The sequence below is a fragment of the Cupriavidus sp. GW822-FHT03E04 genome (genome assembly GCF_058801495.1).
In genome coordinates, this window is sequence record NZ_JBXANI010000047.1 from 25107 (window position 1) to 47260 (window position 22154).

Genomic DNA, 22154 nt, shown 5'->3' on the forward strand with positions numbered 1-22154 from the left:
CTTACTTGTTGGGCGCGGCTGCCGGCACTGCGGGTACCGCGGCCAGGCCATCGCCCTGCGTCAGCGACAGGGTGGTGACGTAGCTGGCGATGTCGTACGGCTTGCCATTGCGCTCGCCGGCGGTCTTGTCGATGTGGTGCACCTCCAGCACGTAGGTGCCTTGCCACGGCTGCGCCAGGCGCACGATGCCTTGCTCGTCGGTGCGCAGCTCGCGGCCCCAGCCGGACTGCACGGCCACGCCCACCTTGGCCTTGGGCAGTGGGCGGCCGGCATAGACCACCTGGTACTCGCCGGCGCGGCCGGTGGGCACGATGTCCAGCGTGAGCTTGGGCGTTACAGCGGTGGTGGAGCCAGCGCCCAGCAAGCGAGCCGCCGGCGTCCAGGCGGTGCGGATCACCTTGTCGCCGTCCTTGCGCTCCAGCAGCGCATAGCCCGTGTCCTGCGCGACGATGGTCTCGCCCGCGCCTGCGCGCCCCGAGAGCACGAAGCCGTTGGTGGTCTTGTCGGCCTTGAGGGGTTGCTCGCCCCTGGCCGTTACCAGCACGGCGGTGGGCTGCACGAACCGGTCCAGCAGTCCCGGCGAAACTTCGCGCAGGTTCTCGTTGAATTCGCCAAAATACAGTTGGGCGGCCGCCGGCGTTTGCTCAAGCCAGACCTGGTGAGCCTGAGCGGTGCCGCTCAGTGCGGCGCCGCAAAGCAGGGCCGAGGTGATGAGGCGATTCATGGGCTATGCATCCTTTCAAGATGGGAGGCTGGCGGTGCCGTGTTGCGCACAGGCCGTTGGCTGGGACGGCTAGGAAATCGTGACCGTGAAGTCGCATATGATAATCGTTCTCATTTAATTTGTGTGGGTTTTGCATGATGGCGCAGCGTTGGGGGCAGGGCATGGACGCAGGCTGGCCGATGCCCCCCGGAGGCGGATTTGCGGTCATTGAAGGGGTGCAGGAGAGGGGCCTTTGGCCCGGCTTTTGCGTCCGGATTCGAGGCTCGGCGGGGGCTGGTCCCGCGCTCGGCTATCATGTGCGATCCTCAGGATCTTCAGTGTGCGGCCAGCGCCGCATCCGCGACCGTTTCCCCGCCCCTTCTACCTGCATTTATTGTGTCTTTTGCCATGCCTTCTTCTGATCCCGCCGACGTCAAGAAAGTCGCCGCCATTGTCTGGATCCGCGTCCAGATGGAGCGGCTCGGCATCTCCATGGATGAATTGGAGGCGGCAGGTTGTTTTGACTGGGAGGCGGCGCCCGCCAGGGCGCCGATCGAGGAACCCATCGTGAAGGAAAATGAAATGGATGTAGATGTCGCCCAGGCGCTGTTGCCCGCAGGGCCGATCACGGCACCGCCCGCGCTGTTGCCTGCCGGGCCAATCACCGCACCGCCGGTAGTCGCACCTGCGCCATTGCGCAAGGCCGTAGCGCGCAAACGCGTTCCTGCCCCTGTCAGGCAATCAGCGCCACCTGCTGTGCCGGTCGCAAGGCCAATCGCAACACCGGTCGCCGCGCCTGTCGTAGATGCGGTGGCAGCGGCTGACGCTGTGCCCGCGGAAAAGCCGGCGGCAGCGTTGGTTGCCGAGCCGGTGGCAGCCCTGGCCGCCGCTCCTGCGCCTGCACGGGTGACCATGTCCGTGCCCGCGCAGAAAGCGGGAGCCGTGAAACCAGCGGCACCTCCAGCGGTGCCGGCACAGGTAGCCGAGGCCGCCGCCGCGCCGGCAGCGGCCGCACCTGCGCCAGCACTGGCGCAGGCGAGCGCGCCCGCACGCCGCTACCGCAATGCGGAGGGACAGGTCTGGGATGGCGTGGGCCCCATGCCCGCATGGCTGCTGCGCGCAGTCAACGCGGGCCAGTCGGTGGAGCATTTCCGGGTGAATTGAAGACAGCGGCCGATGGCCGCTGTCCTGGTCGCTGCCGGCGAGGCAGCGATGGCGCCGCGCTGCCGTTCAGGCCAGCGGGTTAATGATGGTGCGGCAGCGGATAAACGTCGTTTCCGCATCCAGCGCGGCGGCCAGCGTCGGCGAGGGCACCTTGTCGAGGTCGGTCACCACATAGCCCATCTGGCCATGCGTCTGCAGGTGCTGGGCCACGATGTTGACCCCGTCGCGCGCCAGCAGCGTATTGAGCGCGGCGAGCGCGCCCGGCGCGTTGCCGTGCACGTTGAGCAGCCGCGCCGGCGACGTTAGCGGGCCGGGGCTCACCTCGGGGAAATTCACCGCGCCAATCGTGTCGCCCGTCCTGAGGAAGGCAATCAGCTTGGTGGCGACTTCCGTGCCGATATTTTCCTGCGCCTCCTCCGTGCTGCCGCCGATATGCGGCGTCAGGATCGCGTTGGGCACGCCCTGCAGCGGGCTGGTGAAGCGGTCAGCGTTGGTCTTGGGCTCTTCGGGGAAGACGTCGATCGCCAGGCCGGCGATATGGTTGTCATCGCACGCCGCGCGCAGCGCTTCGATATCCACCACGGTGCCGCGCGACGCATTGATCAGGATCGCGCCACGCCGGAACTGCCGGAGCACGTCGGCATCGATCATCTTCTTGGTCTGCGCGGTGGCCGGCACGTGCAACGTCACGATGTCTGCCTGCGACACCGCATCCGCCAGCGAGCGCGCCGCGCGCGCCGAGCCCAGCGACAGCTTGGCCTGCACATCGTAGTACACCACGCGCATGCCCATGGCTTCTGCCAGCACGCCAACCTGCGAGCCGATATTGCCGTAGCCGATGATGGCGATGGTCTTGCCGCGCGCCTCGAACGACCCGCTTGCGCCCTTGGCCCATTTGCCGGCATGCGCCAGCGCGTTTTTCTCCGGAACGCGGCGCAGCAGCAGGATCGCCTCCGCGATAACCAGCTCGGCCACGGAACGCGTATTGGAGAACGGCGCGTTGAACACCGGCATGCCGGCGCGGGCTGCGGCGTCGAGGTCTACCTGCGAGGTGCCGATGCAAAAGCAGCCAATGGCCACGAGGTGCTTGGCGGCTTCGATTTCAGCGGCGCCAAGGTGCGTGGCGGAGCGAATGCCGAGAATCTGGTGGGCCGCGGGAGCGCGATGCAGTTCGTCGCCAGCGAGCGCGCCGGTGCGGCGCTCGACGGTGACATGCGCTTCCTTGAAGCGCTCGACGGCGGTGTCATGGATGTTTTCAAGCAGCAGTGCTGAGGTCATGGCGATTGGGTGATGGCGGCGAAGGCGCGAGGTGGGTGCGGCAGCGCGAGGGCATGCGCAAGGTGAGACGTACGCTGCCATGGTAACGCAGGCAGCGCTGCCCGGCCGAACACCCACATTGCCGCCAATGGCAAATCCGCCGCGCCCGGGACGAGGCTCGCTAGGGAAAGCCCCCGGATTGACCGGCGAATCAACGGCTCCTACAATTAATCGGAATGTTATTCCGTCTAATAGAACAAGTAGGCGCACCAACTTCGGAAGAGCGACCCGCCGCCCCGAGAGCTGGCGTGAGCCACGCATAGCGAACACCGGACACCGGACACCAGTCAGACATCAATGGAGACAGCCATGTACCACCGCCTTTGCGCCAGCCTTGCCCTGGCAACCCTTAGCGTGGCCACTACCTATGCCCACGGCGGCACCTGGCCCGACAAGCCGGTGCGCATCGTTGTGCCATACACCGCCGGTGGCACCACCGATTTCGTGGCCCGTCAGGTGGCGCAGAAGCTGACCGAAAGCACTGGCAAGTCGTTCTTCGTGGAGAACAAGCCCGGCGCCAGCGGCACCATCGGCACGCTGCAGGTGGCACGTTCCGCGCCCGATGGCTACACGCTGCTGGCCAACGACACCACGTACACCATGCTGCCGTCGCTGTTCAAGGCGCTGCCCTGGGACTACAACAACGACCTGGTGCCGGTGACCACGATTGCGCAGACGCCGGTGATCCTGATCGTGCCCGCGAGCTCGAAGTTCAAGACGCTGCAGGAACTGATCGACTTCGCCAGGCAAAACCCGGGCAAGCTGAACTTCGGCTCGGGCGGCGCCGGCAGCTCCACCCACTTGTCCGCCGAGGTCTTCAAGAAGGACGCCAGGATATCGATCACGCATATCCCGTACAAGGGCGCGGGCGATGCGCTGATGGGGCTGATCGGCAACAACGTGGATATCCTGATCACCGCCACGCCAACCGCGGTGCCGCAGATCAAGGGCGGCAAGGCCCGCGCGCTGGCGGTCACGGGCGCCGCGCGCGTGCCCGCGCTGCCGGACGTGCCGACCTTTGCCGAAGCTGGCCTCAAGGACTACAAGGTCATCAACTGGTTTGGCCTGGCGGCGCCCAAAGGCACGCCCCCTGCGCTGGTCGCCAAGCTGCAGGCGGAGGTGCACAAGAGCGTGAACAGCCCGGAGGTGAAGGAGCGCCTGGCCAGCATGGGCGCCCAGCCGGGCGGCATTGCGCCTACGGAATTCGCCAGGCGCATCAAGGACGACACCGCGCTGTGGAGCCAGGTGGCAAAATCCGCCGATGTGAAGGCCGAGTAAATGGGCAAGCGCCGCCATTGCGCGGCGCCAGGACAACAAGGAACGATCATGTACTTCAGAACGATGCCCCGGGAGATATCCCTCCAGGTCTTCACGGCAATGCCCGCGCATTTGCGCAAGACTGGCGTGCGCTCCGAGTGGGCTGATGCCAACAAGGGCGGGGCCTGCATCGACAGCTTCCTGGAGGGGCCGGTATTCGACCCCGCGGGCAACCTGTACGTGACGGACATCCCGTTCGGGCGCATCCTGCGCATCTCGCCGGCCGGGGAATGGTCGCTGGTCGCCGAGTACAAGGGCGAGCCCAATGGCATGAAGTTCCTGAACGCGCGCGAACTGGTGGTGGCGGACTATCGCAACGGCCTGTTGCGCGTCAACGTGGACACGGGCGAGGTGACCACCTTGCTGGGACGGCGCAACGCGGAGCAGTTCAAGGGCGTGAACGACCTCGTGATCTCCCGTAATGGCGACTTGTATTTCACCGACCAGGGCCAGACCGGCCTGCACGATCCCACGGGCCGCGTCTACCGCCTGCGTGCCGGCGGGCAGCTGGACCTGCTGCTGGGCAATGTGCCCAGCCCCAACGGCCTGGCGCTGTCCTGCGACGAGAAGGTGCTGTTCGTTGCGGCCACGCGCGGCAATTGCGTGTGGCGCGTGCCGTTGCAGGCCGACGGCAGCGTGTCGAAGGTAGGGCAGTTCTTTAGCTTCTACGGCACCAGCGGCCCCGACGGCATGGCCATCGACAGCCGTGACCGGCTGTTTGTGGCGCATGCCAGCCTGGGCTGCGTGTGGGTGCTGAGCAAGCGCGGCGAGCCCGAGGCGATCCTCGCCAGCCCGGCGGGCGCAACCACCACCAACCTGGCGTTTCAGCCCGCCGTTGAGCCGGGGCAGCCGCGCAAGGTGTTTGTGACCGAATCGGAAACGGGGACGATCCTGTTCGCGGATCTGGACGAGGCCGGGCTGGGCGCTTGATCCCGTTGCGGCCCGCGCTTGTCACTTCGGTGGCAGCAGGTCTTGCAGGTCCCGCAGGGTTGCCGCGGTAGCGGGGGCCGCAGGTGCGGAGACAGGAGGCGCGGAGACGGGTGGCGCCGGGCGGGCCTGGCTGATCGTATTCGTGCTGCCACCGGCGGCATGCGGCACGGCAGCCGGGTCGAGCCGGCCATTCTGGCCCAGCGCGATCTGCGCGCAGCCGGTGAGGAAGCCATCTTTCTTCAGGCTGTTGGTGATGTCGATCGCCAGGACTGCAGCGCGCTCCTCGATCGGGATGAGGGTGCCGCCGCGGCTGAACGTGTATTTGCCTTTCCACACCGCGCGGTTCTGCCTGACATCCGTCAGCGTCGTGCCATAGTTGATTGACAGGCGGCCGCCGGACGCGTTGACCACGCCCCCGCCGTTGGCGATGGTCAGCACCGTATCGGCGGCGAACGTACGCATCCTGCCGGTCAGCGCGGTCGAGTCCAGCTCCAGCCCCGAGATCTCGTCGTACGCCGATTCCACGCCGCACTGCCGGGTGACCTCGCGGAACTTGGCCGCGAACGCCGCGGAGAAGTCGCTGTTCCAACCCATGCCGGTAGTGCCCAGCACATACATGCGGGTGGGCTTGCCGGTGTAGTCGCTGGCGCGGCTGGTTACGCCGACGGTGGTCGGCGCGCAGCCGCCCAGCAGCATAGACGCCACGGCCAGCGCGGCGGGGGCGCTATTTCGATATCGGTTTCCCATGTCTTGTGCCCTGAGAGAAATGGCGAGGCGAGCGGCTGCGGCCGGCGCCCGCTTGCTACTTCGTGTATGAAAAGTAATAGGGACTGGTGGCGGATCGCATGACATAGCGTCCGTCGGCCTCGGTCAGCCGATAGCACGTTTGCATCGCGCTGAAACTCGGGTTGGCCATCTCCAGGCAGACTTGGTTGGCTTCCGGCTCGATGCGGTAGCGCCCGGACGAATAGCCGCGGCTGACGGAATTGGTCACATCCAGGCTGCCGCTTTCCCTGACCTGCATCCAGAGCGTAATGCCGGAAGGCGCGATGGCATTGATCCTGCCAAGATGCGTGAAATGGCTGGCCAGCTCGGCCCCGGTCAGTTGCCTGCCCTGCGGGCCGGCTGCGGGCCGGGCCGGGGCGTAGGCCGTGGCGCCCTGGCCCGGCAGCCCGGGCTGGCCAGGCGGGAGCGCCATGGCAGGCGGGGCGGTGGATGCCGTCTCGCTACGGAATTTCTGCAGCGCCAGCGCGGACCGTGCCGGCACCTCGCTGATCCATTGCGCGGGAATGGCAAAATTGATGTTCTGCGCGTCGGTCCGCATCAGGTAGGTAATGCCGACGAGTTGCCCGTCCGTGTTGAACAGGCCGCCACCGCTGGAGCCTGGGGAGATCGGGGCGGTGGTCTGCAGGCGGACGATGCGGTCGCGCTCGTCCTTGTTCAGTGAGGAGAGCAGGCCGTCGCTCAGCGTCAGCTCGTAGCCGCGCGGCGCGCCGATGGCGTAGACCTTCTGTCCCACCTTGAGCGCGGACAGCGGCGCGATCTTCACGGCCGGGGCGGTGAGGCCTTTGGCACGCAGGATGCACAGGTCGCGCTCGACATCGGCATGCACCAGGCTGGCGCCGTAGGTGACTTTCTCGCGCCGGATGCTGATGGACTTGCCGCTCTTGAGCACGTGGCAGTTGGTGACCAGCTCCTCCGGCCCGATCACCACCGAGCTGCCCAGGCCGAACCGCGTGCCTTGCGCGTCAAAGACGGATACCACCCAGATGCTGGGCGATTCCCGCTCATAGAGTTCGGCCGAATCCAGCGCCAGGCAATCCGTCGAAATGCCAAAAGCCAAACACGAAATAGCGAAGCTTCCCGCAATGTTCTGCGCCCGACCCATGATGTTCATTCTGGTGACTGGTTTCGCCGGATTCAGCCGCCATCCTGACGGTGCTGGCTGTCTGGTCTTTCCCGGCCAAAGCGGCCGGGCTGCTTATGATAAACGTTCCGGATGCCAAGCGGGCGGCCCGCTATTGCGGCCGCCGCGCTAAAGATTCCCGGTTGATGGCCGACAACATGGATGCTGGGAGGTGCGCCTTCCCGCTGGCTTCAATGCCAATCGTAGCTTCAACCGTAGCTTCGAACGTAGCTTCAATCTCAACCTCAACCTCAATCTCAACCTGGAAAACCGTTCAATGGATATTTCCCTCGTCAGTGCGGCTAGCAACTCGGGCGGCGATCCCGTGCCCACCATGATGCTGCGCAAGTCGCTGGACCTGCAGGCGCAGAGCGTGGCAACCCTGCTGGGCTCGATGCCGCAAGTCAGCGTCCCGGCCAGCAATCCCCCTCACCTTGGCCAGAGCATCGACATCAAGGTCTGATTCCGGCAATCCGATAACGGAGCTACCCGCGCCCGGGTTGACATCAAACGGGTGCGGGGGGCTAAACGGCGGAGCCGGGTGGCTGCGGCGCCAGTGCGAACGTCAGCCGCACGGTCGTCCCTTGCGCCGAAGAGCGCAGGTCCAGCGCCGCCCCGATGGCCTCGGCACGCCGGCGCATATTGCCCAATCCCCGTCCGTGCGCGGCAGCCTCGGGCGTAAAGCCGCGGCCGTTGTCGTGGATCTCGATGACCAGGGCTTGCTGGGCGGCATCATGGTGCGCCGAGACCCGGATAGCGCTGCCGCCGGCATGCTGCATGGCATTGGAAAACACCTCCAGCAACAGGTAGTGCAGCTCACGCACCCGCTGCGGCGTCAGGTCGTGCAGCGCCGGCAGGCGCGCCACCTGCCAGTCCACCCGCAATCCCGCCGCCTCCAGCCGCGGGCCAAGCCGGTAGCGCAGGTTGCCGAGTACGGTGGCCAGGTCGCCGCCGGTGTCCTGCAACGCATCGACGGATAGTTTCAGGGCATCCAGCGCATGCTGCAGCTGTTGCTGCAACGTGTGCGTGGAAGGGCTGCCGGAGCGCAGCATGGAGAGCATGCCCACCAGCTGGCTGCCGAGCCCGTCATGGATATCGCGCATGATCCTGCCGCGCTCCTGCAGGGTGGCCTGCTCGCGCTCCATCTCGCGGGAGTGGCGGTACATCGCATGCAGTTCCTGCTCCTTGCGGGAGATCGCGCTGTCCAGCTTCTGGTTCAGGGCAGCCAGCATGCGTGTGGCGCGCGTGTAGCGGTCGACCAGCAGCCATCCCATGGTCAGGCTGAAAATCAGCGACACGTAGCGGGTGACGGAGGAGTCCCAGTAGGCATCCCCGATCCACCAGACATGGATCAAATCCAGCACCGAGATGAGCAGGGTGAGGCCAAGGGCGGCGGCAATCGCCGTGCGCTCACGCTCCGGACGCGTCACGGCGGCGCGGACCAGCACGGCCACGATCGACAGCGCCATCGCAACATTGACGACCACATTGGCCAGCACCATGGCGCGGGTGCTGTGTGCCGTCACCATCAGCGCGATCAGCGGAAGCTTGATGCTCAGGTAGAGCAGCAGCCCGCGGCGCAGCCAGCGCGCCTCCAGGCCGGTCACAACGATGGCGAACCTGGCGGTCGCGTACATGAAGACCGCCCGCCCGGCCAGCACCAGCGCGAGCCATGCATCGGGCGCGCCGGCATCGTCGGAAACGAAGTACTCGGCCAGCCCGAAAGACCAGCCAAGCTCCGCGATGGCATATAACCCGAACAGGGGATCCCGCTGCCGCCACCACACCAGCGCCGCCAGGCACGCCAGCAGCACGCTGGCCGCTGCGATGACTATCGGGCCGATGACCTTGAACCAGAGCGCCCGCTGGTAGTGCGCCTCCACCAGTGCCGGCGCACCAAACTCCACGGGTGACAGGCCGCCGCGCGAGCTGGCGCTGGCAGCGATCGTGACAAGCAGCTCGTTCTCCGGGCGCAGCAGGTCAGCCGGCACCGGGATCAGCAACGGCTGCTGGCCGGCATAGGGTGCCGGGGCCGACAGGCTGCCAGCGTGGGCAAGGCGGCTGCCGTTGAGCCGCACCTCATAGCTATTGGCGGCCCGCTCGATGTACAGCGCGGCCATGCCCTGGCGGCCTGGCAAATCCGGGAAGCGCAGGAGAAATCGCGCGCCGCCGGTCTGGCCGGGACGGGACCGGTCCCAGTAGTAAGGCAGGCTGACGGTGGCCGGCGTGCCGTCGCCGGTGATCATGGCGGCCTCGCCAAGGATTTGCAGCTGCCCGGCGGCAAGCGGTAATGAACCGGGCAAGGTGAGCAGCAGCCAGAGCACAAGCGCTAGCAGTGGCTTTGCGGTGAGCAGGGATTGGGGCAACAGGATGCGCGCCATCCGCAAGGGGGCGGTAGGCGGCGTGGCGGTGGCGCTGGCCGCCGCGTGAGGTATCACCATGAGCTGGTCTGGGGCTTGGCGCAAGGGTGCGGGATGATGGTTCCGCCGCGCCCATCGTAGCTTTGCGCCGGAGTTCGGTCAATCGCGCCGGCTGAGCGGCCCATCGCCGCGCCTTCAGGCGGGATGGGCCGGGCCTCACCCCACCTCGGCCGGCGCGGTCGCGGCGGCCCGGGAACTGGTGCCGCCCGCGGGCGAAGACACCCGTTTCAGGCGTGGGGCGTGTGCCGCCTCGGCATGGTTGCCCATAACCTCCAGGCGCAGCAGGATGATGGGCACGGACACCAGGGCGCGTTCCAGCGTGACCAGCAACTGCCCGGCCCGCATTTGCGGCATCCGGATCTCGAAGCTCAGCATGCACTTGATTGGCGGCAGACCGAGCGGCATCTGCCGCTCGTTGGACGGGTACTGGCCGCAGTCGCTGGCGGCGCAGCGCATGGCCACGCGTACGGCGGGCGCATCGTCAAGCCGCGCGATCACGCTCAGGCGATACAGGCGCCACCGCTGGACGGGCGGCGCGAGGTTGACGGCTTTCATGGCAGGTCTCCTTTGTCTTTCGACACGAGGCAATCGAAGCTGGTGCGCCCGGCCGTGGCCGGGGCGCGCCGGGCCGTTAAAGCGCGGGCCGCAAGCCGGTGGAAAGTTGCAGCTCCACCGTGGCGCCCGCCAGGTCCGCCTGGGCCTGGAGGTAGTCGAGGTAGGTCTCGTCCGCGGTGCGTTGCGCATCGAGCAGTTCCAGCAGGGAGGCAGAGCCCTGGCGGTACGACTGGCGCATGCCGTCCAGCACCCGGTCGGCGTCGGCGATCACCGAGTCGCGGTAACGTTGCAGGTTGTCCTGCGCAGCCTGGAACGCGATGAGCGCGTTGCGCACGTCGACCTCGGTTTTCAGCTCGGCCTCGCGCAGGGCCAGCATGGCCTGCGTGACCTCCGACTCCGCCTGGATCAGCTCGCCGCGCTGCAGCCGCGACAAGGGCAGGGGAATCGATACCGACACGCCCAGCATGCGCGAGCGCGCCGTGGCGTCGCCGTTGGGCTGGCCCTCGTCGTCCGTGGTGCCGCGCACGCCGGGGGTCATGGTCATCGCGAAGCTCACGCTGGGATCCACCCAGCGGTTGGCGCGCGCCAGTCCCGACTTGTCGCGGGCATTCTCCAGCGTGGCGCGGGCGATCCGGACCTCGTCGCGCGCTTCCATCGCCTGGGCGATCAGCGCGCCGCTGTCGGTGCCAGGATCATAGGGCTGGAACTCGCAAGCCAGCGGCGCGTTGCCGAAGGCCTCGGCCACGCGCACGCCAAGCTGGATGGACAGCTTTTGCATGGCGGCCTGCGCGGCGGCGCGCGCCGATTTCACCTCGGCGGTGAAGCGGTCACGCTCGACCCGCGACTGCGACAGCTCCAGGCCACCGATGTCGCCCGCCTTGCGGCGGATCTCGTTGGCGCGTACCACATTGGACAGAGCGGACAGCGTTGATTCCTGCCGGACCAGGGCCTCGCGGCTGCGGCAGGCTTCGACAAAGGCTGTGGCGGATTCCTGGTACAGCGTGTGCTTGAAGCCCTGCAGGTTCGCCTCGGTCAGGCGCAGGTTGCTCTCGGCGGCGCGGATGCGCGCGCTGCGCTTGCCGCCCAGCTCGATGGGGATCTCGATTTCGAACTCATGGGTGCGCGGCGGCTTGGGCGACACCGCACGGCTGGTCTCGATGCTGCCACGACCGTACTTGAGCACCGGGTCCGGGCGCACGCCGGCGATCGAGATCTCGGCTTGGGCGCCGCGGATGGTTTCCTGCTGCGCGGACAGGCCGATGTTCTGCCGCTCCACCGTGTCGAGATAGGAGGAGAAGCGGACCGGTGCGCGGGCCGTGGCGGTGGCGGTGGCGGTGGCGGTGGCGGGCGCGTCCTGCGCCCAGGATGCGGATGCCGCCAGCATCGACGTTGCCAGGAAGAGGTGGCGCAGGGCGGGTGCCGCTAGCAAGTTCTTGTCTTTGATTTGCATGGGATTCTCCTCAGGCCTGGCCGGCGGCGCTGGTTGCCGCCGCGTCGCCTTCGGCATCGGTTTCCGACCCCCTGGCCGCTTGCGCCGCACGCTCCGCGCGGGCTTCAACCAGGTAGTAAAGGGCGGGCAGCAACAGCAGGGTCAGCAAGGTGGCGGTAAAGAGCCCGCCAACCACCACGGTGGCCAACGGCCGCTGCACATCACTGCCGAGACCTCGCGCCAGCATCGCCGGTGTGAGCCCGATGGCGGCCACGGTGGCGGTCATCAGCACCGGACGCATGCGGCTTGCCGCGCCTTCGATCACGGCTTCGCGCAGGCTCAAGCCGTTCTGCGCGCGCAGCCGGTTGATCTGCGAGATCATCAGCACGCCGTTGAGCACGGCTACGCCGAACAGGGCGATAAAGCCCACCGCGCTGGATACGTTCAGCGTCATGCCGCGCAGATGCAGCGCAGCCAGGCCGCCGATGGTGGCCAGGGGCACCGCCAGCAGCACAAGCGCCGGCTGGCGCAGGTTGCGGAATTCGGCAAAGAGCAGCACGAACATCAGCGCCAGCGTCATCGGCAGGATGATGGCGAGCCGTGCCTGCGCACGTTCCAGGTTCTCGAACTGGCCGCCCCATTCGATCTGGATGCGCTTGTGGTCGTAGGACACGGCGCGCTCGATGGCGGGCTGGGCCTCCTTGAGGAAGCCGGACAGGTCGCGGTCACGCACGTTCAGGCGCACGATGATGTGGCGGCGTGCCATCTCGCGCACGATCACGCTTTCGCCGGACACGGTGCTGATGCGTGCGACCTGCGCCAGCGGCACCTTGGCGCCATTGGCCGCGGTCAGCATCAGGTCGCCCACGCCAGATGCGCTGGCACGCATGGCCGGCGGGAAGCGCACCGTCATGTCGTAGCTCTTCTCACCCACATAGAGCTGGCCAACCGGCGATCCACCGATGCCGGTGGAGATCAGCTCGGCCACGTCGGCCGCGTTGATGCCGTAGCGTGCGGCGGCGGCGCGGTCCAGGTCGATCTTCAGGTTGGGCAGCGGAGGCTCCACGTCGATTGCCACATCCGCGGCGCCAGGCACGCCGCGCAGCGCGGTGGCCACTTCGCCGGCAATGCGGCGCACGTCGCCCAGGTTCTCGCCGAACACCTTGACCACCAGGTCGCTATGGGCGCCGGAAAGCTTGTCCTGCACCCCGTCGATCATCGGCTGCATGAAGCCCACCGAGTAGCCTGGCATCTGCGCGTAGCGCGCCGCCAGCTTGTCGATCAGCTGCTGCTTGGTCATGCCCGAGGCCCACGTCTTGTACGGATGCAGGCCAACGCTGGCCTCGATATGCGAGGGCGTCCAGTAGTCGGTGCCGTCATCGTTGCGGCCGGTCTGCGTCACCACGTAGGAGACTTCCGGGAACTCGCGGGTTACCCGGCGCAGCTCGCTGGCCATGCCGGAGGCGCGCTCCAGGGTGATGCCGGGCGGCATCTGCACCTGCAGCCACAGCGAGCCTTCATCCAGGTACGGCAGGAAGTCGCGGCCGATGGTGGCGCCAAGCGCCAGCACGCAGGCGAGCGCCAGCGCGCAGCTGGCGGCCACCCAGCGGATGCGGCCAATGCCGCGCTCCAGCGCAGCGCGGTAACGCACGCCCAGCCAGTCCAGCACAGGGTTGTGGAACACGTGGCGCGGCTTGCGCATGGCAATCCAGGCCAGCCCCGGCACCAGCGCCAGCGCAACGATCAAGGCGCCGATCAACGCCGCGCCAACCGCGAACGCCATCGGCGAGAACAGCTTGTACTCGATGCGCTCGAATGAGAACAAGGGCAGGTAGGCCGCAACGATCACCAGCATGCCGAAGAACATCGGCCGTGCCACCTGCAAGGTGGCCTCGATGGCGTCGCGCGGGGTGAGCGCGCGGTCCTTGTCCTGCTCGCGCCGGCGCAGGATGTTCTCCACCAGCACCACCGCGCCATCCACCAGGATGCCGAAGTCGATCGCGCCCAGGCTCAGCAGGTTGGCCGGGATGCGCAGGTGATACATGAAGACAAAGGCGATCAGCAGCGAGAGCGGAATCGTCAGCGCCACGATCAGCGCCGCGCGCGGGCTGCCCAGGAACAGCAGCAGCACGATGCCCACCAGCAGCATGCCTTCGGTCAGCGTGAAGCCCACCGTGCGCATGGTGGCGTCAATCAGCGAGGTGCGGTCGAGGTAGGCGACCACCTTCACGTCCTTGGGCAGCAGGTTGTCGTTCAGGTCCCGCACCGCCTCGTGCACGCCCGCAAGCGCTTCCGATGCGTTGAAATCCTTGAGCAGCAGCGTGATGCCGGAGATCGTGTCGGGGTTGTCGTCCTTGCCCAGGATGCCACGTCGCTCCACGTTGCCGTAGCGCAGCGTGCCAAGGTCCTTGACCAGCACGGGGGTGCCGTCCTTGCTCGTGACCACCACGTTGCCCATGTCGTCGAGCGAGCGCAGCAGGCCCACGCCACGCACCACGTACGATTGTTCGCCGCGGTCGATGACGCTGCCGCCCGCATTGACGTTGTTGGCGTTGAGCGCCTCGGTGACCTGCGTCAGCGTCAGGTTGTACTGCGTCAGCCGCGCCGGGTCGAGTTCCAGCATGAACTGCGTGGTGAGCCCGCCGAAATTGGTCACGTCGACCACGCCGCGCACCTTCTTCAGGCGCGGGATCACGGTCCATGTTTGCAGCTCGGATAGCTCGCGCAGGTCGCGCGTGCCGGACTCCAGCGTGTAGCGGTAGAACTCCCCGGTGGGCGAGGTGTACGGGTCCAGCCCCGGCTTGGCATCGTAGGGCAGGTCGACCTCGTTCAGCCGTTCCTGCAGGCGCTGGCGCGCCCAGTAGCCGTCGGTGCCATCCTCGAACACCACGGTGATGAGCGACAGCGCAAACAGGCTGCGGGTGCGCAGCACATGCATGCCGGGGGTGGCCAGCAGCGCGCGCTCAAGCGGAATGGTGATCTGCTGCTCGATTTCCTCCGCGCCGAGGCCTGGCACCTGGGTCACGATTTGCGACGTAACGTCGGCAATGTCCGGATAGGCCTCCACGGGCAGCTGCTTCCAGCTGTAGGCGCCGTACAGCGCCACCAGCGCAAAGACCAGCCAGACGATGGCGCGCCGGTTGAAGCATAGGGTGACGAGGCGGTCAATCATGTAGCAGCACTCCGTTTTTCACGACGATGCGTTCGCCGGCCTTGAGCCCGGCCAGGATCTCGACTTGCCCGTCGGCATGCGCGCCCGTGGTGACCACGCGCGGCTCGAAACGCAGCGGGGCTTTCTCCACCAGTACGCGCGTGTAGAGCCCGCTTTGCAGCAGCGCGGTGGGCGGCACCAGCAGTGCCGCATGCTTTTCGCCCGCGAAGGTCACCTTGGCAAAGAGGCCGGGGCGATAGCGTCCGTCCGCGTTGTCGATGGCCACGCGGACCTTGACGGTGCGGGTGTCGGGGTCGAGGATCTCGCCGATGTAGCGGACCTTGCCGGTCACGGGCTTGCCGGGGTAGGCGTTGAGCAGGATCTCGGCGGGCTGGCCGACGAAGATCGAGGCGATGTCTTTCTCCGACACGCTGGCCGCGAGGTAGACCGTGGACAGGTCGGCCACCGTCATGACCGGTGCGCCGTTGTCGTTCCAGAAGCCGCCCTGCGCGCCTTCGAGCTCGATCACCCGGCCGGACAGCGGCGCGTGCATGGTGTACTGGCGGTGCGATTGCGGCGCGGTGCCGGCGCCAAGCTGCGCGAGCTGGGCGGCCGTGGTCACGGCGTCGCTGTTGGCTTGCGCGTAGGCCAGCTGGGCTTGTTCATAGTCCTTGCGTGCCGCGATTTCCGCTTCGAACAGGGTGCGTTGGCGCTCCAGGTTCAGCTTGGCTTCAAGGAGCGCCGCGCGCGCCTTGCTGGCCTCACCCTGAGCCGCGCTCAGCTCGGCGGAATCCAGCGTGAAGAGCGGGTCTCCCTTGCGCACTGTGTCGCCCAGGGCAGCGTGCAGGCGAACGATGCGCCCGGGCATTGGCGGCACGATCTTGACCAGCTTGGCGGCATCGGGCTCGATCGAGCCCGGTACCTCGATGGGACGCTCCAGCGCTTGCTCGACGAGGGTCTGCACCTGCAACTGCGTGCGCAATGGCGAGGCCTCGGGCACCGTGATGAAGTTGCCCTCGCGGACCGGTTCGGTACTGTGCTTGGGCGTGTTGGCGATGGCGCCAGACAGGCTGGCGCCATCGCAGCCGGCCAGTGCGAGACATGCCGCGCAGACGGCGGCGAGCGCAAGGCCTGGCTGCCGGCGCAGCGGCAAGCTTTGGCGGGTGGTGGGCGTTTGCATGGATTTTTCTCCTCGGTCGGTGCACTTGCCGTGGCGGCAGCCAGGACAGGGGCACCGCTTGTTGCCGGTGCGTCGTCGGTGGAATCGCAGGTTCAGGATCCACCGACGACAGGATTCGACAGGCGTGACGCATCCCCGGCGCTGCGGGGTGGCAAATCCACGCAGGTAACCGGTGATGGGCGAAAGCGCCCGCTTTGCTAACGGGGGAAGGCGGCGCGGAAGGCGGGGCGGGTCCGGCGCGCACGCGGCCGGGACGGCGCGAAACGCAATGGGAGCCTGGCGGGTCCAGGTAGCCGGTGCCGCGGCACCGGCAGGATGCCGGGCGCGGAATCAGGCCAGCTGGAACACGCCGTGCCTTCGGCGCTGCCTACTAGAAGGGTCTGGGTCCATGTTTTTCCTCAGGCAATCAGGGTGGATCTTGGCGGGCGGGCCTTGCGCTCAGGCCGCGGCTAACGCGCGCTCGGGCTGCGGCACGGTTTCCCAGCGCACGGCGCGAACCAGCGGCTCCAGGCCAAGGCGCTGCACCAGCTTGACCATGCCGGGCCTGCCGCCCGGCTGGCAATGCACCAGCACACGCATCTCGACCAGCTCGCGGCGCTCGCACTGCCGGGTGCGCAGGCGCTGCAGCGAGAGGTCGCGCGCGGCCAGCTCCTGGCGGATCTGCCGCTCCAGCCGGGCGCCATAGTCATCCTTGCAGAGCAGCACCACCTGGAACAGCTGGGCGGCTGTGCCGCGGCTCGCCTGGGCGGCGCGGCGGTTGGGGGCCTGGGGGAGCATCCAGTTGAACAAACGCATATCCAGCTCCTTTCCTTCTCCTTGGGGTTATTCGAGCGCGCCGGCCGGAATGGCCCAGCGCACGAGGGAAACGCTCTTTTCCATGCTGATGCGGCTGACGATCTGCTCCAGCTTGCCTTCATGGCCGGGCGCGGCCAGCACATCGGCGCGGACTTCGATGTGTCCGCCAGCGGCGGTGTCCTCGCTGTGCAGCGACTGCAGCAGCAGGGCGGGCATTTCGGTCAGTGCATGCAGCAGCAAGCCGCGCACACGGATTTCTTCCTGGGCGGTGCATACCGTGGTGATGCGATAAACCATCTCCACTTCCGGCGCGGTGGCCGTGCCGTTGCGATTGATGCGCTGGCCCAGCATGCGCAGGCCAAAGTTGGCGCACAGGATGCAGGCGGTGCCGATGGCGGCTTCCAGCGCATGGCCAAGGCCGGCAAGCACGCCGACGGCGGCGGAGCACCACAGCGTGGCAGCGGTATTCAGGCCGCGCACGTTCAGGCCGTCGCGCATGATGACGCCGGCGCCGAGAAAGCCAATGCCCGAGACGACCTGCGCGGCAATGCGCGCATGCCCCTGCGGGTCAAACGTAAAGGCGGAAACCGAAACAAACAAGGCCGCGCCGGCGGCGACCAGCGCGTTTGTGCGCAGCCCTGCCATGCGCTGGCGCAGCTGCCGTTCGGTACCGATGCAAGCGCCCAGCGCCAGCGCTTCGAGCAAGCGCAGGGCAAATTCGTGCCACACCATGAGAACTCCCGTATTGAGCAGGAAGCACCGGTGAGTCTTGTGCAAATCGCGGGCAAGCGCAGGCAGCGGCGTGCTGCAACGCAGGCGCGATCAGAAGAATGAAGCCGTATTCAAGAAGAGAGGCGGGACAGGACGTCTGGCCTCGAAAGCACCGTGCCGCAAGCGGGGCACGGTCGCTAGGGATACCGTGGCCCGTCAGGCGGAGGTGCCGATCCTGGATCGACTACTGTCGTCGGAACAAGTGCTCACTGGGTAGCCCTGGAATTAAGAACCCGCGTACTGTAGCGGCGCAAGTTGAATGGGTCAAGCACAAAACGGCGGATGCCTGCGATTAATCGATCTTGAAGGTTGAATGCATGTAGATTGCCTGAAAATCAATCGGACAAGTCTGAAAATAGATCAAGAAATTCCCGAATCAATTCATCGCATCGGAATATCTCGCGGCCTCATCTGGCGTGCCGCGAGATTGGCGCGTTGCGATAGTCAGTGCGTCGGCGTCGGCGTCGGCGCCGGCACGGCAGCGCGCCGCGACCGCGCCGCCAGCACCTGGCTCAGGCCCAGCCCGCCCAGCGCCGCCACGGCCGAGAACAGGAACACCGAGCCATAGCCTGCATGGCTGGCGATCACGCCGGCCGCCGGGCCGGTCAGCCCCAGCGCCAGGTCCAGGAACAGCGCATAGGCGCCAAGCGCCGAGCCGCGGTTGCTCTGGGGCACCAGCTTGACCGCCTCCATGCCCAGCGACGGGAACACCAAGGCAAAGCCAAAGCCGGTGACGGCGGCGCCGATCAGCGCCTGCGCGGGTGTCGGCGCAAGCCAGATCAGGGCCAGGCCGGCGGCTTCCACGGCAAACGAGCACAGCGCCACCCGATAGCCGCCAAAGCGGCCGATGCTATCGGCCAGCAGCAGGCGCGCCACCACAAAGCTCACGCCCAGGCTGGTCAGCGCCAGCGCGGCATGGTCCCAGCCGTGGCTGGCGTAGTACAGCGTGACAAAGGCCGTGATGGCGCCAAAGCCCACCGAGCCCAGCGCCAGGCACAGGCCAAACGGCGTCATGTGGCGGAACACGGTGCGAAACGGCATGCGCGCGCCCTTTACCGTGGGCACCGCTGCCTTGCGCCGGGCCAGCGTGAACGCGGCCAGGGCCATGACGGTGGTGACGATGCCCAGCGAGGCAAAGCCCCAGCGCGCATCCAACAGCACGCCAACCGGCGCGCCCAGCGCCAGCGCGCCGTAGGTGGTCATGCCATTCCACGAGATCACCTTGCCGGTATGGCGGGCGCCCACGTCGCCGATGCCCCAGGCAATGGTGCCGGTGGTCACCAGGCTCTCGCCCGCGCCCAGCATCAGCCGGCCGGCGAACAGCCACGCCAGGCTAAGCCAGCCGATCGACACGAACAGGCTGGACACCACGGCCAACAACCCGCTGGCGGCAACCAGCGTGAGCCCGAGCGTGACGGATTTCTTGGGACCCTGCAGGTCGCACAGGTTGCCGGCGTAGGCGCGGCTCAGCAGCGTGGCCAGGTACTGGATGCTGACCGCCAGCCCGGCCACGACCGTGCCATAGCCAAGATCGCCGTGGACGAAGCCGGGCACCACCGCCAGCGGCAGGCCGACCGTCAGGTAGGCAATGAAGTTGAAGAAGACGATGGCGACGATGCGCCGGTTGATGCTGCCTTGCTGATGTTCCCCGGATTCCGGGGCGGCGAGGGTCGTGCTGTTTGCGGACATGGCGATGCGAAGGCGAGTGTCTTGGCGCTGAAAGCGCAGAGCCCGGACAACGAACCGTGGCGCGCCATGCTTTGGGCGCGCGGGAGAGTGCGGTCTTGGGGCGAATGCGAAGCGGGTAGCGAAGGTGTGATGCGGGCGCTACTCGAGGCGGCGGGTCGATACGGCGGGGCGCAGGCGGTGGGCTGTCAGCATGAGCAGGGACATGGCTAGGGGGCGGTTAGCCGGCCTGTGTCCCCAGAAGCTGGCCGGTGAAATCGGAGCCGCCCGGTCGTATGCAAGTCCGCCGCTGCTGGCTGGGCAATTTTAAGCGGCTGTTTAGTTGGTGTAAATCCGGGTTGCGGAATTTAGCCCCCCGAGTGCGCCCGAACGCGGGGCAGGCCTGGCTGAAGTGCGCTAAGTGGCACGTTCACGAGGGCAGCGAGGCCTGTGCAAGTGCGCTCGGAGAGGTAGACAATGCCTCGTGGCAGCAGGGTTCGCCACCAGTTTCATCACCAATGACTCAGTGAGAGGACCGGATATGCAACTCGGAATCATAGGGCTCGGGCGCATGGGCGCGAACATCGCAAGGCGGCTGCTGCGCGCGCAGCATGAGGTGGTGGTGTACAACCGTAGCGCCGACAAGGTGCAGGCCCTGGCGGCGGACGGTGCCGTCGGCGTCACCAGCATCGAGGCGCTGGTTGGCAAGCTGGCCGCCCCGCGCGCGATCTGGGTCATGTTGCCGGCAGGCGACACCACCGAGCAGATGATCGCGGCGCTGGCGGACCTGCTCGAGCCCGGCGACGTCATCATCGACGGCGGCAACACCTTCTACAAGGACGATATCCGGCGCGCTGGCGAGCTGGCGGCGCGCCAGTTGCATTATGTGGACGTAGGCACCTCGGGCGGGGTCTGGGGCCTGGAGCGCGGCTATTGCCTGATGATCGGCGGCAAGCAGGAGGTCGTCGGCCGGCTCGATCCGCTGTTCGATACGCTGGCGCCAGGCTATGGCGACATACCGCGCACGCCGGGGCGCAACCCCGCGAACGACCGCGCCGAGCGCGGCTATATCCACGCCGGGCCGGCGGGCGCGGGCCACTTTGTGAAGATGGTCCACAACGGCATCGAGTACGGCCTGATGCAGGCCTATGCCGAGGGTTTCGACATCCTCAAGACCAAGGCCGCCGAAAGCTTGCCCGAGGCTGAGCGCTTCCAGCTCGACCTGGCGGATATCGCCGAAGTGTGGCGGCGCGGCAGCGTGGTGTCCTCGTGGCTGCTCGATCTCACCGCGCAGGCGCTTGCCAGCGACGTCAAGCTCTCGCGTTTCTCTGGCGAAGTCGCTGACAGCGGGGAGGGGCGCTGGACGATCGACGCGGCTGTCGAGCAGGCCGTGCCGGTGCCGGTGCTAGCCAGCGCGTTGTTTGCGCGGTTCCGCTCGCGGCAGGATCACACCTATGGCGAGCGGCTGCTCTCGGCCATGCGCTTTGGGTTTGGCGGGCATGTGGAAGAGCATGGCGGCGGGGAGTCCGGTATCGCGCACGCCAGCCGCCCCGCCGGCCTGCCTGATTCCGCACTTTAATGGGGTGGGGCGCGAATTCGTCAGTCCTTTGCCGCGTTGCCGCTAAATTTCCCCAAAGATTGGCCGTTAGCCGGAGCAGTGGCCCGTCATTGCAGCGCGCCGCTCCAGCGCCAAGCACCGCTGGAGCCACGCGGCGATGCCGGGCCCGGGGAAACGATCAACACCGCGCAGCGAGCCCGCGCATTGCGGGGACAAAGGAAGCGTATGAGCAGCTCGATGAGAGACATCGACGAACGGACCAACCTGACCAACAACAACCAGTTCGAGTTGCTGTTGTTCCGCCTGGGCGAGTCGGACCAGTCCGCGCAGAGCGAACTGTTCGGCATCAACGTCTTCAAGGTCCGCGAAATCCTGGTAATGCCCCAGGTCACCACCGTGGTCGGCGGCGGCCCGGCCATGCTCGGCATGGCCGATATCCGCGGCCAGGTGATTCCTGTGATCGATCTGCCCAAGATGGTGGGATGCACGCCGCGCAGCGGCCTGAACATCCTGCTGGTGACCGAATACGCGCGCTCCACGCAAGGCTTTGCCGTGGAAGCCGTGGAAGAAATCGTGCGCCTGGAGTGGAACCAGGTGGTCTCGGCCGAGACCAGTGTCCGGGGCGATATGGTGACCAGCATCGCCAAGCTCCATAACGAGGCCGATCCCGCGAACCCGCGTCTGGTCCAGGTGCTGGACGTGGAGCAGATCCTGCGCGACGTGCTGCCGACCCGCCAGCCGGAAGTGGACCCCAAGACGGTCGGGCCGCAACTGACGCTGCGCCCCGGCACCAAGATCCTGGCCGCCGACGATTCCGCTTTTGCCCGCAGCCTGATCGAGCAAGGCCTCAAGGCCATGGGCGTGCCGGTGCTGATGACCAAGACCGGCCAGGAAGCCTGGCAGCAACTGGGCGAGATCGCCGATCATGCCGCCGCCAACGGCCGCACCGTGCAGGACGAGATCGCGCTGGTGCTGACAGACCTGGAAATGCCCGAGATGGACGGTTTCACGCTGACCCGCAAGATCAAGGCGGACGCGCGCTTCAAGTCGATCCCGGTGGTGATCCACTCCTCGCTGTCCGGGACGGCCAGCGAAGACCACGTGCGCAAGGTGGGGGCCGATGCTTACGTGTCGAAGTTCCTGGCGAAGGACCTGGCGGATACGATCCGGGGCGTGCTGGCACGTTGATGCTTGTGGGAGGGGCAGGGGGGAGAGGGCGGGCGGGATAACACCGTTGGCTTCGCTTCAAGTGGCTCCTAGCCAAACCGGCCCCCACCCCCCCCCCCCACCCCA

18 protein-coding genes are annotated in these 22154 nt (G+C 67.1%); 6 read left to right on the forward strand and 12 right to left on the reverse strand.

Translation table 11 applies throughout. The annotated features are described in order from the left end of the window. Position 1: 1 nt before the first annotated feature. Positions 2-724 (reverse strand): cobalt ABC transporter substrate-binding protein, encoded by a 723-nt coding sequence (locus AC1RQC_RS38845; RefSeq protein ID WP_492375687.1) that lies wholly within the window; start codon positions 722-724, stop codon positions 2-4. 387 nt (positions 725-1111) lie between these two features. Between AC1RQC_RS38845 and AC1RQC_RS38850 the strand changes: the two genes are divergently transcribed. Then, positions 1112-1867 carry an H-NS family nucleoid-associated regulatory protein gene (locus tag AC1RQC_RS38850; RefSeq protein ID WP_492375688.1) on the forward strand — a complete coding sequence of 252 codons (756 nt, stop codon included), beginning with the start codon at positions 1112-1114 and terminating at the stop codon, positions 1865-1867. 66 nt (positions 1868-1933) lie between these two features. Here AC1RQC_RS38850 and serA read toward each other — a convergent pair whose 3' ends face one another. Then, complete coding sequence (gene serA / locus AC1RQC_RS38855) at positions 1934-3145, reverse strand: phosphoglycerate dehydrogenase (protein ID WP_174424696.1); 1212 nt, start codon at positions 3143-3145, stop codon at positions 1934-1936. A gap of 348 nt (positions 3146-3493) precedes the next feature. On the opposite strand from serA, the gene AC1RQC_RS38860 reads away from it, so the two are divergent. Both AC1RQC_RS38860 and AC1RQC_RS38865 read left to right on the forward strand, forming a co-directional pair. Continuing rightward, positions 3494-4462, forward strand: coding sequence for a Bug family tripartite tricarboxylate transporter substrate binding protein (locus AC1RQC_RS38860; protein ID WP_492375690.1), 969 nt, complete (start codon positions 3494-3496; stop codon positions 4460-4462). A 48-nt stretch (positions 4463-4510) separates the two neighbouring features. Then, positions 4511-5431 (forward strand): SMP-30/gluconolactonase/LRE family protein, encoded by a 921-nt coding sequence (locus AC1RQC_RS38865; protein ID WP_492814050.1) that lies wholly within the window; start codon positions 4511-4513, stop codon positions 5429-5431. Positions 5432-5452: 21 nt separating this feature from the next. Here the strand turns inward: AC1RQC_RS38865 and AC1RQC_RS38870 are convergent, their stop codons facing one another. Then, a complete protein-coding gene (locus tag AC1RQC_RS38870; RefSeq protein WP_492814052.1) occupies positions 5453-6178 on the reverse strand; it encodes a hypothetical protein in 726 nt (241 codons plus the stop codon). A 55-nt stretch (positions 6179-6233) separates the two neighbouring features. Beyond that, on the reverse strand, positions 6234-7274 hold the full coding sequence (locus AC1RQC_RS38875) for a S1C family serine protease (protein WP_492886669.1): 1041 nt from the start codon (positions 7272-7274) through the stop codon (positions 6234-6236). Between the two features lie 340 nt (positions 7275-7614). Between AC1RQC_RS38875 and AC1RQC_RS38880 the strand changes: the two genes are divergently transcribed. Beyond that, complete coding sequence (locus AC1RQC_RS38880; protein ID WP_492387276.1) at positions 7615-7800, forward strand: YjfB family protein; 186 nt, start codon at positions 7615-7617, stop codon at positions 7798-7800. A gap of 61 nt (positions 7801-7861) precedes the next feature. On the opposite strand, the gene AC1RQC_RS38885 is transcribed toward AC1RQC_RS38880, so the two are convergent. The 8 genes from AC1RQC_RS38885 to AC1RQC_RS38920 form a co-directional block, all read right to left on the reverse strand. Continuing rightward, positions 7862-9778 carry a sensor histidine kinase gene (locus AC1RQC_RS38885; protein ID WP_492886671.1) on the reverse strand — a complete coding sequence of 639 codons (1917 nt, stop codon included), beginning with the start codon at positions 9776-9778 and terminating at the stop codon, positions 7862-7864. A gap of 135 nt (positions 9779-9913) precedes the next feature. Next, complete coding sequence (locus AC1RQC_RS38890; RefSeq protein ID WP_492376770.1) at positions 9914-10312, reverse strand: hypothetical protein; 399 nt, start codon at positions 10310-10312, stop codon at positions 9914-9916. 76 nt (positions 10313-10388) lie between these two features. Further along, on the reverse strand, positions 10389-11762 hold the full coding sequence (locus AC1RQC_RS38895) for a TolC family protein (RefSeq protein ID WP_492886674.1): 1374 nt from the start codon (positions 11760-11762) through the stop codon (positions 10389-10391). 10 nt (positions 11763-11772) lie between these two features. Then, positions 11773-14913 carry an efflux RND transporter permease subunit gene (locus tag AC1RQC_RS38900; protein WP_492886677.1) on the reverse strand — a complete coding sequence of 1047 codons (3141 nt, stop codon included), beginning with the start codon at positions 14911-14913 and terminating at the stop codon, positions 11773-11775. Beyond that, positions 14906-16072 (reverse strand): efflux RND transporter periplasmic adaptor subunit, encoded by a 1167-nt coding sequence (locus AC1RQC_RS38905; protein ID WP_492886679.1) that lies wholly within the window; start codon positions 16070-16072, stop codon positions 14906-14908. Before AC1RQC_RS38905 ends, AC1RQC_RS38900 begins: the two co-directional genes overlap by 8 nt. Before the next feature lie 438 nt (positions 16073-16510). Beyond that, a complete protein-coding gene (locus AC1RQC_RS38910; RefSeq protein WP_492376661.1) occupies positions 16511-16867 on the reverse strand; it encodes a hypothetical protein in 357 nt (118 codons plus the stop codon). 27 nt (positions 16868-16894) lie between these two features. Continuing rightward, positions 16895-17596: an MgtC/SapB family protein gene (locus AC1RQC_RS38915; RefSeq protein WP_463322600.1), complete on the reverse strand. Its 702-nt coding sequence runs from the start codon at positions 17594-17596 to the stop codon at positions 16895-16897. Between the two features lie 486 nt (positions 17597-18082). Next, a complete protein-coding gene (locus AC1RQC_RS38920) occupies positions 18083-19327 on the reverse strand; it encodes an MFS transporter (RefSeq protein WP_492886681.1) in 1245 nt (414 codons plus the stop codon). Positions 19328-19844: 517 nt separating this feature from the next. Between AC1RQC_RS38920 and gnd the strand changes: the two genes are divergently transcribed. Continuing rightward, a complete protein-coding gene (gnd, locus tag AC1RQC_RS38925; protein ID WP_492376663.1) occupies positions 19845-20882 on the forward strand; it encodes a phosphogluconate dehydrogenase (NAD(+)-dependent, decarboxylating) in 1038 nt (345 codons plus the stop codon). A 204-nt stretch (positions 20883-21086) separates the two neighbouring features. Further along, positions 21087-22049, forward strand: a complete 963-nt coding sequence (locus AC1RQC_RS38930; RefSeq protein ID WP_416052184.1) for a chemotaxis protein — start codon at positions 21087-21089, stop codon at positions 22047-22049. Positions 22050-22154: the final 105 nt, after the last annotated feature.

Bases quoted from the DNA above. Each gene is read 5' to 3' on its own strand.
- AC1RQC_RS38905 (WP_492886679.1), bottom strand. From the start codon at position 16,072: ATGCAAACGCCCACCACCCGCCAAAGCTTGCCGCTGCGCCGGCAGCCA.
- AC1RQC_RS38890 (WP_492376770.1), bottom strand. From the start codon at position 10,312: ATGAAAGCCGTCAACCTCGCGCCGCCCGTCCAGCGGTGGCGCCTGTAT.
- AC1RQC_RS38860 (WP_492375690.1), top strand. From the start codon at position 3,494: ATGTACCACCGCCTTTGCGCCAGCCTTGCCCTGGCAACCCTTAGCGTG.
- AC1RQC_RS38845 (WP_492375687.1), bottom strand. From the start codon at position 724: ATGAATCGCCTCATCACCTCGGCCCTGCTTTGCGGCGCCGCACTGAGC.
- AC1RQC_RS38920 (WP_492886681.1), bottom strand. From the start codon at position 19,327: ATGTCCGCAAACAGCACGACCCTCGCCGCCCCGGAATCCGGGGAACAT.
- gnd (WP_492376663.1), top strand. From the start codon at position 19,845: ATGCAACTCGGAATCATAGGGCTCGGGCGCATGGGCGCGAACATCGCA.
- AC1RQC_RS38850 (WP_492375688.1), top strand. From the start codon at position 1,112: ATGCCTTCTTCTGATCCCGCCGACGTCAAGAAAGTCGCCGCCATTGTC.
- AC1RQC_RS38895 (WP_492886674.1), bottom strand. From the start codon at position 11,762: ATGCAAATCAAAGACAAGAACTTGCTAGCGGCACCCGCCCTGCGCCAC.
- serA (WP_174424696.1), bottom strand. From the start codon at position 3,145: ATGACCTCAGCACTGCTGCTTGAAAACATCCATGACACCGCCGTCGAG.
- AC1RQC_RS38870 (WP_492814052.1), bottom strand. From the start codon at position 6,178: ATGGGAAACCGATATCGAAATAGCGCCCCCGCCGCGCTGGCCGTGGCG.
- AC1RQC_RS38910 (WP_492376661.1), bottom strand. From the start codon at position 16,867: ATGCGTTTGTTCAACTGGATGCTCCCCCAGGCCCCCAACCGCCGCGCC.
- AC1RQC_RS38880 (WP_492387276.1), top strand. From the start codon at position 7,615: ATGGATATTTCCCTCGTCAGTGCGGCTAGCAACTCGGGCGGCGATCCC.
- AC1RQC_RS38930 (WP_416052184.1), top strand. From the start codon at position 21,087: ATGAGCAGCTCGATGAGAGACATCGACGAACGGACCAACCTGACCAAC.
- AC1RQC_RS38865 (WP_492814050.1), top strand. From the start codon at position 4,511: ATGTACTTCAGAACGATGCCCCGGGAGATATCCCTCCAGGTCTTCACG.
- AC1RQC_RS38885 (WP_492886671.1), bottom strand. From the start codon at position 9,778: ATGGTGATACCTCACGCGGCGGCCAGCGCCACCGCCACGCCGCCTACC.
- AC1RQC_RS38900 (WP_492886677.1), bottom strand. From the start codon at position 14,913: ATGATTGACCGCCTCGTCACCCTATGCTTCAACCGGCGCGCCATCGTC.